Genomic DNA, 15,873 nt, shown 5'->3' on the forward strand with positions numbered 1-15,873 from the left:
CAGAGGCCAACATGATCCGCGTTGAAAACATCCATAAAACCTTTGTTCTGCACCAGCAGCACGGCGTGCGTCTGCCGGTTCTCGCCGACGCCTCGCTGACCGTTAACACCGGTGAATGCGTGGTGCTGCACGGCCATTCCGGAAGCGGAAAATCAACCCTGCTGCGTTCGCTTTACGCCAACTACCTGCCCGATAGCGGCCACATTCATATTCGCCACGGCGACGAATGGGTCGACCTGGTCAGCGCCTCGGCGCGTAAAGTGCTGGAAGTACGTAAAACCACCATCGGCTGGGTCAGCCAATTTTTGCGGGTGATCCCGCGCATCTCGGCTCTCGAAGTGGTCATGCAGCCGCTGCTCGAACTGGGCGTTACGCGCGAAGAGAGCGCCTCACGGGCTGCCCGCTTGCTGACGCGCCTGAACGTTCCTGAACGCCTGTGGCATCTGGCTCCTTCCACCTTTTCCGGCGGCGAGCAGCAGCGCGTCAATATCGCCCGCGGCTTCGCGGTCGATTACCCGATTTTACTCCTCGACGAACCTACCGCCTCGCTGGACGCGAAAAACAGCGCTGCGGTAGTGGAACTGATTAACGAAGCCAAAGCGCGCGGCGCGGCTATCGTCGGCATTTTTCACGACGAGGCAACGCGTAACCAGGTCGCCGACCGCCTGCATCCGATGGGGATTTCAGCATGATTATCAATAATGTAAAGCTGGTCCTCGAAGACGAGGTGGTCAACGGTTCGCTGGAAGTACAAGACGGCAGAATTTCTGCCTTTGCCGAAAGCCAGAGTCGCCTGGCGGAGGCGATTGACGGCGAAGGCGGCTGGCTGCTGCCGGGGCTGATTGAACTGCATACCGACAATCTGGACAAGTTTTTCACCCCGCGTCCCAAGGTGGACTGGCCCGCCCACTCGGCGATGAGCAGTCACGACGCGCTGATGATCGCCAGCGGCATCACCACCGTGCTGGATGCCGTCGCCATTGGTGACGTGCGCGACGGTGGCGATCGTCTGGAGAATCTGGAAAAGATGATCAACGCCGTGGAAGAGACGCAAAAACGCGGCCTCAACCGCGCCGAACACCGGCTGCATCTGCGCTGCGAGCTGCCGCATCACACCACTCTGCCGCTGTTTGAGAAGCTGGTTAACCGCGAGCCGGTAAGCATGGTCTCCCTGATGGATCACTCCCCAGGTCAGCGCCAGTACGCTGACCGCAGCAAATATCGCGACTACTACCAGGGGAAATATCATCTGACCAACGAAGAGATGGATAAATTCGAAGAGGAGCAGATGGCGCTGGCGGCGGCCTGGTCGCAGCCCAACCGGCAGAGCATTGCCGCCATGTGCCGCGAGCGGAATATCGCGCTAGCCAGCCACGACGACGCCACCCATGAACATGTGGTCGAATCGCACCAGCTTGGCAGCGTGATCGCCGAATTTCCCACTACATTAGCCGCAGCGCAGGCATCGCGTCAGCACGGGATGAACGTCCTGATGGGCGCGCCGAATATCGTACGCGGCGGCTCACATTCGGGCAACGTCGCAGCTCATCACCTGGCGAGCAGCGGCCTGCTGGATATTCTCTCTTCCGACTATTACCCCGCCAGCCTGCTGGATGCCGCTTTCCGCATCGCCGATGACGACGGCAACGCGTTTACCCTCGCCCAGGCTATTCGTCTGGTGAGCAAAAACCCCGCGCAGGCGCTGGGACTGCACGATCGCGGCGCGATTGCCGAAGGTAAACGCGCGGATCTGGTGCTGGCACACCGTCGCGGCGAGCATGTCCATATCGATAACGTCTGGCGTCAAGGTAAGAGGGTCTTTTAATGACAGGGAAACTGATTTGGCTGGTCGGCCCATCCGGCGCCGGCAAAGATAGCCTGCTGGCGGCGCTGCGCCAGCGCGAACACCCGCAGCTACTGGTGGCACACCGTTACATTACCCGCCCGCACAACGCGGGCTGTGAGAACCATATCGCGCTCAGCGAACATGAGTTTTTCACCCGCGCCGAGCAGCATCTGTTTGCGCTTAGCTGGCACGCCAATAACAATTACTACGGTATTGGCATCGAGATTGACCTGTGGCTACACGCCGGATTTGACGTGGTTGCCAACGGCTCCCGCGCTCACCTGGCCCAGGCAAAAACGCGTTATGCCGACGCCCTGCTGCCCATCTGTTTACAGGTTTCGCCGGAAGTGCTGCGTCAACGCCTGGAGCAGCGTGGGCGGGAGAATGAAACGGAAATCGCCCAACGGCTGGAGCGCGCCGCCCGTTATACGCCGAGCGCGTGCCTGACCCTCAACAACGATGGCCGTCTGAGCCAGTCGGTGGATGCCCTGGTGTCGCTGATCCGCGTCCACGGGAACCGGCGTGAACAGCAGCTCGCCTGATGCGAGGAGAATGCATGAGCCTGACTATCCGCTTAACCGGCACCGGCGGTGCGCAACTGGTGCCGGTTTTCGGCTGCGACTGCCCCGCCTGCCGCCGCGCCCGCAGCGACGAGTCATATCGACGCCGCCCCTGTAGCGCGGTGGTCAAGTTCAACAGCGCGGTAACGCTGCTCGATGCCGGGTTACCGGATCTGATGGAGCAGTGGCCCGCCGGTAGCTTTCAGCAGTTTCTGCTCACCCATTATCATATGGATCATGTTCAGGGCCTGTTCCCACTGCGCTGGGGCGTGGGCGAAACCATTGTGGTCTATGGCCCTCCCGATGAACAAGGCTGCGATGATCTGTTCAAACATCCGGGCCTGCTGGACTTCAGCCACACCGTCGAACCGTTTGTCATGTTCGAGCTGCAAGGACTACGCGTCACGCCGTTGCCGCTAAACCACTCAAAGCTCACTTTTGGCTATCTGCTGGAGTCAGCCCATAGCCGGGTCGCCTGGCTATCCGACACCACCGCCCTGCCGGAAAAAACGCTGAAATTTCTGCTCAACAACCAGCCGCAGCTCATTATCATCGACTGTAGCCACGAGCCGCGCCCGCAACCGCCGCGCAACCATTGCGATCTCAACACCGTGCGGGCGATTAACCAGGTGATTGGCTGCCCACGGGTGATCCTCACCCATATCAGCCACCAGTTCGATACGTGGATGATGGATAATTCTCTGCCTGCGGGATTTGAAGCGGGATTTGACGGTATGGAGATTGTGCTGGATTGAGCGCACTTCATCGTCTCTTCACTTAACATCACTACCTTCCTTTCAGGCTTAACCATCTGAAGGGAATCACATGACGACAACACGACGAGTTCTTCACCACGGCGGCTGGTTTGCTCTGCTGGGGCCATCATGCGCCGGTTTGCCGGTTGCGATCATTTCAATCGTCGCTATCGCATTGCAGTATCACGAGTCACCGGGCGTCTTTCTTCGGAATATTGTCTCCATGCTGCCGTTCTTGCTTATCGTGACATGGTTAATCGGCGCCCTCCCCGCGCTGCTGACGGGTATTGCCGTCGCCTGCCTGCCTACATATATTTACGCGTTCCACTACAGGCGCACACTCGCCAGTGCGGCAATCGGTCTGGGGATTAGCGTGATGGCGGCGATATTAAGCATGTTGCTTTTTACTGATAGAGATCTTCTGCACTTTATCCTGAATGAAGAGGTTTTCTGGATTTTTACTGGCTCAGGTCTACTTGCCGGTGTGGTCATGGGGCTGATCATCCCCTGGCTACCACCGCGAGTCGCCCCACGTCAGTAATCATCATCCAGCCGACGCTGATCGCTCTCCAGTTGCCGACGATCCAGGTCCAGCTGGCGCTGACGATCGTCAAGCTGACGGCGACGATCCTCAATTTGACGCTGCTTGTCGTCATACTGCCGCTGGCGATCGCTGTTTTGCTGACGGCTGTCCTGATAGCGCCCATCATCATAATCATCGTCAGAACGGCTATCGCTGGGGTGATAAGCATCATTAATGGCCTGCTGAATATTGCCGATGGCGTCGTCAATAATATCAGCGTGAGCCAGCGGGTTGGCTAGCGCCAGGGTGCAGAAAAGCAAAGCGGTAGAGTAACGTTTCATAAAGCCAGTCTCATCGGTGGGCTGGCTCTACGTTAATCAACGGCTATCATCGCGAGTAGCGGAGGAATCTCAAATCCGCTGCTGTTCAATCGCGCCGATAGCATCTACCCTGCCCTGATGACGCCCGCCTTCAAACTCGGCTGCCAGCCAGGCATCGACGATCATTTTCGCCAGCTCAAGACCAATCACCCGCGAACCAAAAGCCAGGATATTGCTGTTATTATGCTGGCGTGAAAGCTGCGCGGAATAAGGCTCGCTGCACACGACGGCGCGAATGCCGGGGTGTTTATTAGCAGCGATAGAGATGCCGACGCCGGTACCGCAGATAAGAATTCCGCCGTCCACTTCCCCGGCTGCAACGGCCTGAGCGACGGCGCTGGCGTAGCGCGGATAGTCGGTTCGCTCTGTTGACCATGCTCCTTTATCCACGACCTCGATACCGCGCTGGTGCAGGTGCGCCAGAATATCGTCTTTCAGGATAAACCCAACGTGATCGCAGCCAAATGCAATCCTTTTCATACATAGCCTCGCCTGTTATTAACTTTACGAACATAGGTTGTCTTGTGATTTAAACGGCAGTTTTTGCCGATTTAAACAGCAAAACCACCGTCATCTGTGCTTGTTCTACACGGCGCCATTTCACAAATCAAGTATGAAAAATATTTACGTCGAATATTCTCATTTTTTACAACGTAACAATAAACAACATAACTAAATGATTTATATGCATTTAAATCATAAATTCATTTTTTAAAGATTCAATAAAACTTCACAAAACACAAAACTTTATAAAAATACATTTTTTGTGAAGTTGATTGTATCTTTTCTGTTTTGCCTGTGGTGATATAGTGGCGTCTTCATTTTATGGACAATAGAGAAAGCGATGAGTCAGTCAGAATCCAGTTCGCTCCCCAACGGTATCGGCCTCGCCCCCTGGCTTCGCATGAAGCAGGAAGGTATGACCGAGAACGAAAGCCGAATCGTCGAATGGTTGCTTAAGCCCGGCAATCTGAGCGATGCGCCGGCTATAAAGGATGTCGCGGAAGCGCTGTCGGTATCCGAAGCCATGATCGTGAAGGTTTCTAAACTGCTGGGCTTTAGCGGTTTTCGTAATCTGCGCAGCGCGCTTGAGGCCTACTTTTCGCAGTCTGAACAGGTTCTTCCTGCCGAGCTTTCCTTTGATGAAGCGCCGCAGGATGTGGTGAACAAAGTGTTTAACATCACCCTGCGCACCATTATGGAAGGCCAGTCGATCGTCAACGTTGATGAGATTCATCGCGCGGCGCGCTTCTTTGCCCAGGCCAATCAGCGCGACCTGTACGGCGCGGGCGGCTCTAACGCCATCTGTGCCGACGTGCAGCACAAATTTTTACGCATCGGCGTGCGCTGCCAGACTTATCCGGACGCACATATCATGATGATGTCCGCGTCGCTGCTGAAAGAAGGCGACGTGGTGCTGGTGGTTTCCCACTCCGGACGCACCAGCGATATTAAATCGGCGGTGGAACTAGCTAAAAAGAATGGGGCCAAAATTATCTGCATCACCCACAGCTATCATTCACCGATTGCCAAATTAGCTGATTTTATTATTTGTTCGCCAGCACCAGAGACGCCTTTATTGGGACGAAACGCCTCAGCGCGTATATTACAACTGACATTATTAGATGCGTTCTTTGTTTCAGTCGCACAACTAGATATTGATCAAGCGAATTTAAATATGCAAAAAACCGGCGCGATTGTTAATTTCTTCTCACCCGGTGCACTGAAGTAAATATACCCTAAATAATTCGAGTTGCAGGCAGGCGGCAAGTAAGAGAGTCCCGATGAGCTTACTCAAGTAAGTGATTCGGGTGAACGCACGTAGCCAACGCACATGCAACTTGAAGTATGACGGGTATAAAAATCGATCCCACCTTTGTGGGATCAATAAAACTGTATCTTACACCGAGAGTATTGATATGAATAAATATCTGAAAATTTTCAGCGGTACGCTCATGGGCGTAATGTTAACCACCAGCGCTTTTGCCGCCGCTGATTACGCTGTCGTATTAAAAACATTATCTAACCCATTCTGGGTTGATATGAAAAAAGGCATTGAAGATGAAGCCAAAACGTTGGGCGTCAGCGTCGATATTTTTGCCTCCCCTTCGGAAGGCGATTTCCAGTCGCAGCTGCAGTTGTTTGAAGACCTGAGCAACAAAAACTACAAAGGTATCGCCTTTGCGCCACTCTCCTCCGTAAATCTGGTGATGCCGGTGGCTAAAGCCTGGAAAAAGGGCATCTATCTGGTCAATCTCGATGAAAAAATCGATATGGATAACCTGAAGAAAGCCGGCGGCAACGTGGAAGGGTTTGTCACTACCGATAACGTGGCGGTAGGGGCAAAAGGCGCAGACTTTATCATCGACAAACTGGGCGCTGAAGGCGGCGAAGTCGCTATTATCGAAGGCAAAGCTGGTAACGCGTCCGGTGAAGCTCGCCGTAACGGCGCCACCGAAGCCTTCAAAAAAGCCAGCCAGATCAAGCTGGTTGCCAGCCAGCCCGCCGACTGGGACCGTATTAAAGCACTGGATGTCGCCACTAACGTGTTGCAGCGTAACCCGAACGTCAAAGCGATTTACTGCGCCAACGACACCATGGCAATGGGCGTCTCGCAAGCCGTCGCTAACGCGGGCAAAACGGGCAAAATTCTGGTTGTCGGCACCGATGGCATTCCGGAAGCGCGCAAGATGGTCGAAGCCGGGCAGATGACGGCTACCGTCGCGCAAAACCCGGCGGATATTGGTGCAACCGGTCTGAAGCTAATGGTTGATGCAGAGAAGAGCGGCAAAGTAATCGCGCTGGATAAAGCCCCGCAATTTAAGCTGGTGGATTCCATTCTGGTGACGAAATAACACAGGCCTTGTCCGGTCTGTTGCCCTCACCCCGGCCCTCTCCCACAGGGAGAGGGTGAAAATATAAGGAATCTCTATGCTCACGCCATATATTTCAATGGCGGGGATCGGCAAATCCTTTGGTCCGGTTCACGCATTAAAATCGGTTGATTTAACTGTTTACCCTCACGAAATACATGCGTTATTAGGGGAAAATGGTGCCGGTAAATCAACGCTGATGAAAGTTCTGTCGGGAATACATGAACCGACCAAAGGCACCATTACCATTAATAACGTCAACTACGACAAGCTGGACCATAAATTAGCAGCCCAGCTCGGCATCGGTATTATTTATCAAGAACTCAGCGTTATTGATGAATTAACGGTACTGGAAAATTTATATATTGGCCGTCACCTGACGAAAAAAGTCTGCGGCGTCAAGGTTATCGACTGGCGAGAAATGCGCGTGCGGGCGGCAATGATGCTGCTGCGCGTTGGATTAAAAGTCGGCCTGGACGAGAAAGTGGCGAATCTGTCCATCAGCCACAAGCAGATGCTCGAAATCGCCAAGACGCTGATGCTCGACGCCAAAGTGCTGATCATGGATGAACCCACCTCTTCGCTGACCAATAAAGAGGTGGACTATCTGTTCCTGATCATGAACCAGCTGCGCAAAGAGGGCACCGCCATCGTCTATATCTCGCACAAGCTGGCGGAAATTCGCCGCATCTGCGATCGCTATACGGTGATGAAAGACGGCAGCAGCGTGTGCAGCGGGATGGTCAGCGAAGTGAATAACGATGACATCGTGCGCCTGATGGTCGGACGCGAGCTACAGAACCGCTTCAACGCCATGAAAGAGAGTACCGGCAACATCGTGCGCGAAACGGTCTTCGAAGTGAAAAACGTCACCAGCCACGACAAGAAAAAAGTTCGCGATATCTCCTTTAGCGTCAATCGCGGTGAAATTCTCGGCTTTGCCGGACTGGTGGGCTCCGGGCGCACTGAATTGATGAACTGCCTGTTTGGTGTCGATAAGCGCGCAGGCGGCAAAATCTACCTTAATGGCAAAGAGATCTCCCCTCGCACGCCGCTTGACGCTTTAAAGAAAGGCATGGGCTACATCACCGAAAGCCGCCGGGAAAACGGCTTTTTCCCCAATTTTTCCATCGCCCAGAACATGGCGGTTAGCCAGAGCCTGAAGCGCGGTGGTTATAAAGGTGCAATGGGACTATTTCACGAAAGCAGTGAACACAAAACGGCCGAAGAGCAGCGCCAACTGCTGGGGCTGAAGTGTCATTCCGTCGATCAGAACATTGGCGAGCTTTCCGGCGGAAACCAGCAAAAAGTGCTGATATCCAAATGGTTATGCTGCAACCCCGAAGTGATTATTTTCGACGAGCCAACGCGCGGTATCGACGTCGGCGCAAAAGCCGAAATTTATAAAGTGATGCGCCAGCTGGCCGATGACGGAAAAGTCATCCTGATGGTGTCGTCCGAACTTCCTGAAATTATCGCCGTCTGCGACCGCATTGCCGTGTTCTGCGAAGGGCGACTGACGCAAATCCTGACCAATCGCGACGATCTGAGCGAAGAGGAGATTATGGCATGGGCACTACCACAAGAGTGAAAAGCGACATGGACGAGAAAAAACCGTTTAACTTCGCGCTGTTCTGGGATAAATACGGCACCTTTTTTATCCTCGCAATTATCGTCGCGATATTTGGCACCCTGTCGTCGGAGTATTTCCTGACGACCAACAACATTACGCAGATCTTCGTGCAGAGTTCGGTGACCGTGCTGATCGGCATGGGCGAATTCTTCGCGATCCTCGTCGCCGGGATCGACCTGTCGGTCGGAGCAATCCTCGCGCTCTCCGGAATGGTCACCGCCAAGCTGATGCTGGCGGGCGTCGATCCGTTCCTTGCGGCGCTGATTGGCGGCGTGTTGGTCGGCGGTGCGCTGGGGGCGATTAACGGTTGCCTGGTCAACTGGACCGGCCTGCATCCGTTTATTATCACCCTTGGCACCAACGCTATTTTCCGCGGCATTACGCTGGTGATTTCCGATGCCAACTCGGTGTACGGCTTCTCATTTGGCTTCGTTAACTTCTTTGCTGCCACGCCGTTGGGCATTCCAGTACCGGTCATTTTCTCGCTGATTGTGGCGGTTTTGCTGTGGTTTTTGACCACTCGCACCCGGCTGGGGCGCAATATCTATGCGCTGGGCGGCAACAAAAACTCCGCGTTTTACTCCGGTATCGACGTCAAATTCCACATGCTGCTGGTGTTTATTATCTCCGGCGTTTGCGCTGGCCTTGCGGGCGTGGTTTCTACGGCACGTCTCGGCGCGGCGGAACCGCTGGCAGGCATGGGCTTTGAAACGTACGCCATCGCCAGCGCCATTATCGGCGGCACCAGCTTCTTCGGTGGCAAGGGACGCATCTTCTCAGTGGTCATTGGCGGCTTAATCATCGGCACCATCAACAACGGACTGAATATTCTGCAAGTACAAACCTACTACCAACTGGTGGTGATGGGCGGATTAATCATCGCGGCTGTCGCTCTCGACCGTCTTATCAGTAAGTAAGGAATCTATAATGAAAATTGCTCCCTCTTTAATGTGTATGGATCTGCTGAAATTCAAAGAACAGATCGAGTTTATCGACCAGCACGCAGACTATTTTCACATCGACATTATGGACGGCCATTTTGTACCGAACCTGACGCTGTCGCCGTTTTTCGTCAGCCAGGTGAAGCGGCTGGCCAGCAAACCGCTGGACTGCCACCTGATGGTCACCCGCCCGCAGGATTACATCAGCCAGCTGGCGCAGGCGGGCGCGGACTTTATCACCCTGCACCCGGAGACCATTAACGGCCAGGCCTTCCGCCTGATTGAGGAAATCCGCCGCCTCGGCATGAAAGTAGGGCTGATCCTCAACCCGGAAACTCCGGTTGAGACCATGAAGTACTACATTCATAAAGCCGACAAAATCACGGTGATGACTGTCGATCCAGGCTTCGCCGGACAGCCGTTTATCCCGGAGATGCTGGAGAAAATCGCTGAGTTGAAAGCCTGGCGCGAGCGCGAAGGACTGAGCTACGAAATCGAAATCGACGGCTCCTGCAACAAAGCCACCTACAAAAAACTGATGGCGGCGGGCGCAGATGTCTTTATCGTCGGCACGTCCGGCCTCTTTAACCATGGTGACAACATCCATGACGCGTGGCAGGTGATGGCGGAGCAGATCCTGGCGGCGAAAAACGAGGTACAGCCTCATGCAAAAACAGCGTAACGTCGTCGCGGGCGTGGATATGGGGGCGACCCATATCCGTTTTTGTCTGCAAACGGCGCAGGGCGAAGCGCTGCACTGTGAAAAGCTGCGCACTGCGGACGTTATCGCCGCCGATGGCCTGGTCAGCGGTATTCAAAGCCTGCTACAGCGGCAGCTTGCCAACCACTCTGCCCACTGTTGTGGGCTGGTGATGGGCTTTCCGGCGCTGGTGGCGAAAGACAAACGCACGATTATCTCTACCCCCAATCTGCCTCTGACCGCCGACGATCTGTATAACCTGGTCGACCGGCTGGAAGCAGCATTAGGCTGCCCGGTGGAGTTTTCCCGCGATGTTAATTTGCAGCTCTCGTTTGACGTCCAGGAAAATGGTCTGCAAGAGCAGGAGGTGCTGGCGGCTTATCTCGGTACCGGAATGGGCTTCGCTATCTGGCTGAACGGCGCGCCGTGGACCGGGGCGCACGGCGTTGCGGGCGAGCTGGGGCATATTCCACAGGGCGATGACGCCCTCACCTGCGCCTGCGGTAATCCCGGCTGTCTGGAAACTGCCTGCTCCGGCATAGCGCTAAAACGTTGGTACGAGCAGGAGCCGAGGGCTTATGAACTTGGCGAGCTGTTTATTCACGCCGTACAAGAACCGTTTGTCCAGACGTTGCTGAACCATGCCGCTCGCGCCATCGCCACCAGCATCAACCTGTTCGACCCTGACGCGGTGATCCTCGGCGGCGGCGTGATGGATATGCCCGCCTTTCCGCGCGACGCGCTAATCGAAATGGTCAAAACCTACGTTCGTCGCCCTCTGCCGTATCAGGCGCTGCGCTTTGTTGCAGCATCCTCATCGGCGTTCAACGGAGCGCAGGGCGCGGCGGCACTGGCCCGCAGCTATTATTTAGCATAAATTTTTCCGGGTTGTGGCCTGAACGCCTTACCCGGATTTCCCTTCCCCGTCACATCCCTTCGCTTCGACACGTCAAAACTGACGATAGCCTGTTTTTCGTCAGCATTTCGCCCAAAAAAACGACGTATCATCAGTCGATACCCACAATGAAAACATGGCATAGAAGATGCATAGTGACGGCGCGATAGCGCGTATGCGCCAATTGATTAACTGGAGCAAGACCGATGAAAAAAGTCGTCACGGTTTGCCCATATTGTGCATCAGGTTGCAAAATCAACCTGGTGGTCGATAACGGCAAAATCGTCCGGGCTGAGGCGGCGCAGGGGAAAACCAACCAGGGTACCCTGTGTCTGAAAGGCTATTATGGCTGGGATTTCATTAACGATACCCAGATCCTGACCCCACGCCTCAAAACCCCAATGATCCGTCGCCAGCGTGGCGGCAAACTGGAATCCGTCTCCTGGGATGAGGCGCTCGACTACGTCGCCACCCGTCTCAGCGCCATTAAAGAGAAGTATGGCCCTGACGCAATTCAGACTACCGGTTCGTCCCGCGGGACGGGTAATGAAACTAACTATGTGATGCAAAAATTCGCGCGCGCCGTTATTGGTACTAATAACGTCGACTGCTGCGCTCGCGTCTGACACGGCCCTTCGGTTGCAGGTCTGCACCAATCGGTCGGTAACGGCGCTATGAGTAATGCCATCACTGAGATCGACAATACCGATCTCGTATTTATCTTCGGGTACAACCCGGCAGATTCACACCCTATTGTGGCGAATCACGTGATTAACGCCAAACGCAATGGGGCGAAAATTATTGTCTGCGATCCGCGTAAAATCGAAACCGCGCGCATTGCCGATATGCACATTGCGTTGAAAAACGGCTCGAACATCGCGCTACTCAACGCCATCGGGCACGTCATTATCGAAGAGGATCTCTACGATAAATCCTTCGTCGCCAGCCGTTCTGAAGGCTTCGAGGAGTATCGCAAAATTGTCGAAGGCTATACGCCGGAGTCGGTGGAAGAGATTACCGGCGTCAGCGCTCAGGAGATTCGAGCCTGCGCCCGCATGTACGCCAGCGCGAAATCCGCCGCCATTCTGTGGGGCATGGGCGTCACCCAGTTCTACCAGGGCGTGGAGACCGTACGTTCTCTGACCAGCCTGGCGATCCTGACCGGCAACCTCGGCAAGCCGAGCGTTGGCGTCAACCCGGTGCGTGGTCAGAACAACGTTCAGGGTGCTTGCGATATGGGTGCGCTGCCGGATACTTATCCCGGCTATCAGTACGTCAAGTTCCCGGAAAACCGCGAGAAATTCGCCAAAGCCTGGGGCGTTGACAGCCTGCCGGAACATACCGGTTATCGCATCAGCGAACTGCCGCATCGCGCGGCGCACGGTGAAGTGCGGGCGGCGTACATCATGGGTGAAGATCCGCTTCAGACCGACGCCGAGCTGTCCGCCGTGCGTAAAGCGTTTGAAGAGCTGGAACTGGTTATCGTCCAGGATATTTTCATGACCAAAACCGCATCGGCGGCTGATGTCATCCTGCCGTCCACTTCGTGGGGCGAGCATGAAGGTGTCTATACCGCAGCGGACCGTGGCTTCCAGCGCTTCTTTAAAGCGGTTGAACCGAAGTGGGATCTGAAAACCGACTGGCAGATTATCAGCGAAATAGCCACCCGCATGGGTTACAAGATGCACTACAACAACACCCAGGAAATTTGGGACGAGTTGCGTCATCTGTGCCCGGATTTCGTTGGCGCGACCTACGAGAAAATGGGCGAGTTGGGCTATATCATGTGGCCGTGCCGCGATGAGTCCGACGCCGATCAGGGGACCTCTTATCTGTTTAAAGAGAAGTTCGATACCCCGAATGGTCTGGCGCAGTTCTTCACCTGCGACTGGGTCGCGCCGATTGACAAGCTCACCGAGCAGTACCCGATGGTGCTGTCGACGGTGCGTGAAGTCGGCCACTACTCGTGCCGCTCGATGACCGGTAACTGTGCGGCGCTGGCCGCGCTGGCGGATGAACCTGGCTATGCGCAAATCAATACCGCCGATGCCGAACGTTTGGGCATTGAGGATGAAGCGCTGGTGTGGGTTAACTCGCGCAAAGGCCGCATCATCACCCGCGCGCAGGTCAGCGAGCGTCCGAACAAAGGGGCGGTCTATATGACCTACCAGTGGTGGATTGGCGCCTGTAACGAGCTGGTGACCGAGAACCTGAGCCCAATAACCAAAACGCCGGAGTATAAGTACTGCGCCGTCAACATTGAGCGGATCACTGACCAGCGTGCCGCCGAGCAGTACGTGATTGACGAGTACAACAAGCTGAAATCCCGCCTGCGCGAAAGCGCAATGGGTTAATCAAGCCGCCTCCCCGGAGGCGGTGCTTCGCATCTGTCCGTGCTACCGGACCACAGACAACTGTGAATTTGTAGCCCGGGCAAGGCGCGTTAGCGCCGCCCCCGGGAAACAGACGGCACTATTGTTCGGGTAAAGCATGGGAACTCCCCACGAGTTCCCGTCGTTTTCTTCTTCTTCGCCTCCCTTTATACTGCTCACTATGTCCTCTACCGATAATAAAAAATGAAATACCTCTCTTTACTGCTGGTGATGGTAAGCCTCACCGCAGGAGCCATGGAACCTGGCAGCCAATACAAACAGCAAGCCGAAGCGGGCGATCCGCGCGCACAATATTACCTGGCGGATACTTACGTCAGCTTCGGTGATTTTCCGCAGGCCGAATACTGGGCGCAAAAAGCGGCTGACAAGGGTGACGGTGATGCGCTGGCGTTGCTGGCCCAGCTTAAGATTCGTAATCCACAGCAGGCCGACTATCACCAGGCCAAGGCGCTGGCAGAACAATCCGTGCAGGTTGGCAGCAAGGCGGGTGAAATTGTTCTCGCTCGGGTGCTGGTGAACCAGCAGGCCGGAACGCCGAACTATCCGCACGCCATTACGCTGTTGCAGGATGCCGCGCGGGACCCGGAAAGCGACTCCGCTGTCGACGCCCAAATGCTGCTGGGATTGATCTACGCCAGCGGCGTTCATCCGCCGGAAGATGACGCAAAGGCGACGCAGTACTTTAAAGAGAGCTCCGCTCTCTCCCGCACTGGCTATGCCGAATACTGGGCCGGAATGCTGTTCCAGCAAGGGGAAAAAGGCTTTATCGAACCGAATAAACAGAAAGCGCTGCACTGGCTCAATGTCAGCTGTCAGGAAGGGTTTGATACCGGGTGCGAAGAGTTCGACAGGATCAGTAAAAGATAAGAAAAAGCCCGGTGCGATATCACCGGGCTGTGTATGTTATTGCGCCGTTTTATCAAATTTTCCCAGCACTTCACGCTCATACGCCAGCGCTTTTTTGCGGTCAAACTTGTGTTCCCACTTGGCGATAACCAGCACCGCCAGCGCGTTACCCACCACGTTCAGCGCAGTACGCGCCATATCGAGGATACGGTCAACGCCGGCAATAAAAGCAAGACCTTCCAGCGGAATACCCACGCTACCCAGCGTCGCCAGCAGTACCACGAAGGAGACGCCCGGTACGCCTGCAATCCCTTTCGAGGTCACCATCAGTGTCAGCACGAGGGTAATTTCCTGCCAGATAGACAGGTCAATACCGTACAGCTGGGCGATAAAGATAGCCGCGATGCTCTGGTACAGCGTTGAGCCATCAAGGTTAAACGAGTAGCCGGTCGGCACCACGAAGCTGGTGATCGCCGCTGGCGCGCCATAGGCTTCCATCTTCTCAATAATACGCGGCAGTACGCTCTCAGAGCTGGCGGTGGAGTACGCCAGAATCAGCTCGTCTTTCAGAATACGAATCAGGATCCAGATACTTAGCCCGCATACACGCGCCACGATGCCCAGCACCACCAGTGCGAAAAACAGAATCGCGAAGTAAACCAGAATCACCAGCTTCGCCAGCGGCCACAGTGAGGCGAAGCCGAAGGTCGCCACGGTCACCGAGATCAGGGCAAATACCCCGACCGGCGCATAGCGCATCACCATGTGCGTCACTTTGAACATGGTTTCGGAGATGGAGCGGAACACCGTGACCAGCGGTTCACGATGGGTGGCGGGCAGCGAAGATAACCCTAAGCCGAACAGCACCGAGAAGAAAATAATCGGCAGCATGTCGCCTTTCGCCATCGACGCCACGATATTGGTCGGCACCAGCGAAAGGATCGTGCCCATGAAACCATGCGCGTGACTCTGCACTTCCGCCGTGGTGCTCTGATATTTTGAAATATCCACCGCCGCCAGTTGCGACATATCGATCCCGGTTCCCGGCTGGAAAACGTTAGCCAGGGTAATCCCCAGCACGATCGCCACCGTAGTGATCACTTCAAAATAGATAATGGTTTTCGCGCCGATACGGCCCAGCTGTTTCGCATCACCCACGCCCGCAATGCCAACCACCAGGGTCGAAATCACAATCGGTACAACGATCATTTTTATCAGATGGATAAAGATATCGCCGGCAGGCGTCAGGAGATTCGAGATTAACCAGTCGCGGCTTTCAGCGTGGTAATGCAGGTAACTACCCAGAAGTATGCCCAGCACCAGGGCCAGCAAAATTTGCCAGGCCAGGCTGACTTTTGTTTTTTTCTTCACTACAGACTTCCTCAATGAAAGGCACCATTCCAGGAGGTAATGACGCCTACTGAAAGGGGTATGAATTGTGTTGCGTTGCTTTATAGGATTATTTAACGCGCAGTATCAGTATCATTTGCACGGCATGCTGCGCAAGTCTTTAAGAACAGGGGTTTAA

Annotated in this window: 16 protein-coding genes; 13 read left to right on the plus strand and 3 right to left on the minus strand. The window is 54.9% G+C overall.

Annotation, left to right across the window (positions count from 1 at the left end; all coding sequences use genetic code 11):
* The first annotated feature begins 11 nt into the window (after nt 1-11).
* The 5 genes from phnL to QVF11_RS14450 all read left to right on the plus strand — a co-directional run bounded on the left by phnL (nt 12) and on the right by QVF11_RS14450 (nt 3,702).
* Complete coding sequence (phnL, locus tag QVF11_RS14430; RefSeq protein WP_287857879.1) at nt 12-692, plus strand: phosphonate C-P lyase system protein PhnL; 681 nt, start codon at nt 12-14, stop codon at nt 690-692.
* Nucleotides 689-1,825 (plus strand): alpha-D-ribose 1-methylphosphonate 5-triphosphate diphosphatase, encoded by a 1,137-nt coding sequence (phnM, locus tag QVF11_RS14435; RefSeq protein WP_287857882.1) that lies wholly within the window; start codon nt 689-691, stop codon nt 1,823-1,825. Before phnL ends, phnM begins: the two co-directional genes overlap by 4 nt.
* On the plus strand, nt 1,825-2,388 hold the full coding sequence (phnN, locus tag QVF11_RS14440; protein WP_287857884.1) for a ribose 1,5-bisphosphokinase: 564 nt from the start codon (nt 1,825-1,827) through the stop codon (nt 2,386-2,388). The genes phnM and phnN overlap by 1 nt, the downstream gene beginning before the upstream one ends.
* A gap of 14 nt (nt 2,389-2,402) precedes the next feature.
* Nucleotides 2,403-3,161 carry a phosphonate metabolism protein PhnP gene (gene phnP / locus QVF11_RS14445; RefSeq protein WP_287857886.1) on the plus strand — a complete coding sequence of 253 codons (759 nt, stop codon included), beginning with the start codon at nt 2,403-2,405 and terminating at the stop codon, nt 3,159-3,161.
* A 70-nt stretch (nt 3,162-3,231) separates the two neighbouring features.
* Nucleotides 3,232-3,702 (plus strand): hypothetical protein, encoded by a 471-nt coding sequence (locus QVF11_RS14450; protein ID WP_112216295.1) that lies wholly within the window; start codon nt 3,232-3,234, stop codon nt 3,700-3,702.
* On the opposite strand, the gene yjdP is transcribed toward QVF11_RS14450, so the two are convergent.
* Nucleotides 3,696-4,025 (minus strand): DDRRRQL repeat protein YjdP, encoded by a 330-nt coding sequence (yjdP, locus tag QVF11_RS14455; protein WP_112216294.1) that lies wholly within the window; start codon nt 4,023-4,025, stop codon nt 3,696-3,698. The genes QVF11_RS14450 and yjdP overlap by 7 nt on opposite strands.
* 69 nt (nt 4,026-4,094) lie before the next feature.
* Nucleotides 4,095-4,544: a bifunctional allose-6-phosphate isomerase/ribose-5-phosphate isomerase RpiB gene (rpiB, locus tag QVF11_RS14460; protein WP_112216293.1), complete on the minus strand. Its 450-nt coding sequence runs from the start codon at nt 4,542-4,544 to the stop codon at nt 4,095-4,097.
* Nucleotides 4,545-4,908: 364 nt separating this feature from the next.
* On the opposite strand from rpiB, the gene QVF11_RS14465 reads away from it, so the two are divergent.
* From QVF11_RS14465 to QVF11_RS14500, 8 genes are all read left to right on the plus strand, one after another.
* On the plus strand, nt 4,909-5,796 hold the full coding sequence (locus tag QVF11_RS14465) for a MurR/RpiR family transcriptional regulator (RefSeq protein WP_112216292.1): 888 nt from the start codon (nt 4,909-4,911) through the stop codon (nt 5,794-5,796).
* A gap of 187 nt (nt 5,797-5,983) precedes the next feature.
* The gene (alsB, locus tag QVF11_RS14470; protein ID WP_142514446.1) at nt 5,984-6,919 is read left to right on the plus strand and encodes a D-allose transporter substrate-binding protein; all 936 of its coding nucleotides are present in this window, start codon (nt 5,984-5,986) and stop codon (nt 6,917-6,919) included.
* Nucleotides 6,920-6,995: 76 nt separating this feature from the next.
* The gene (gene alsA, locus QVF11_RS14475) at nt 6,996-8,528 is read left to right on the plus strand and encodes a D-allose ABC transporter ATP-binding protein AlsA (protein WP_287857890.1); all 1,533 of its coding nucleotides are present in this window, start codon (nt 6,996-6,998) and stop codon (nt 8,526-8,528) included.
* Nucleotides 8,507-9,487: a D-allose ABC transporter permease gene (gene alsC, locus QVF11_RS14480; protein WP_112215853.1), complete on the plus strand. Its 981-nt coding sequence runs from the start codon at nt 8,507-8,509 to the stop codon at nt 9,485-9,487. The genes alsA and alsC overlap by 22 nt, the downstream gene beginning before the upstream one ends.
* A 10-nt stretch (nt 9,488-9,497) precedes the next feature.
* Nucleotides 9,498-10,193 carry a D-allulose 6-phosphate 3-epimerase gene (alsE, locus tag QVF11_RS14485; RefSeq protein ID WP_112215854.1) on the plus strand — a complete coding sequence of 232 codons (696 nt, stop codon included), beginning with the start codon at nt 9,498-9,500 and terminating at the stop codon, nt 10,191-10,193.
* Entirely contained in the window at nt 10,177-11,088 is a 912-nt protein-coding gene (alsK, locus tag QVF11_RS14490) for an allose kinase (protein ID WP_287857893.1), read from the plus strand. The genes alsE and alsK overlap by 17 nt, the downstream gene beginning before the upstream one ends.
* A gap of 224 nt (nt 11,089-11,312) precedes the next feature.
* Complete coding sequence (gene fdhF, locus QVF11_RS14495) at nt 11,313-13,460, plus strand: formate dehydrogenase subunit alpha (protein WP_287857896.1); 2,148 nt, start codon at nt 11,313-11,315, stop codon at nt 13,458-13,460.
* Between the two features lie 222 nt (nt 13,461-13,682).
* Entirely contained in the window at nt 13,683-14,366 is a 684-nt protein-coding gene (locus tag QVF11_RS14500; RefSeq protein ID WP_142514441.1) for a tetratricopeptide repeat protein, read from the plus strand.
* A 36-nt stretch (nt 14,367-14,402) separates the two neighbouring features.
* Here the strand turns inward: QVF11_RS14500 and gltP are convergent, their stop codons facing one another.
* On the minus strand, nt 14,403-15,716 hold the full coding sequence (gene gltP, locus QVF11_RS14505) for a glutamate/aspartate:proton symporter GltP (RefSeq protein ID WP_287857900.1): 1,314 nt from the start codon (nt 15,714-15,716) through the stop codon (nt 14,403-14,405).
* Nucleotides 15,717-15,873: the final 157 nt, after the last annotated feature.

Source organism: Klebsiella sp., assembly GCF_027492335.1.
Classification (GTDB): Bacteria; Pseudomonadota; Gammaproteobacteria; order Enterobacterales; family Enterobacteriaceae; genus Klebsiella; species Klebsiella huaxiensis.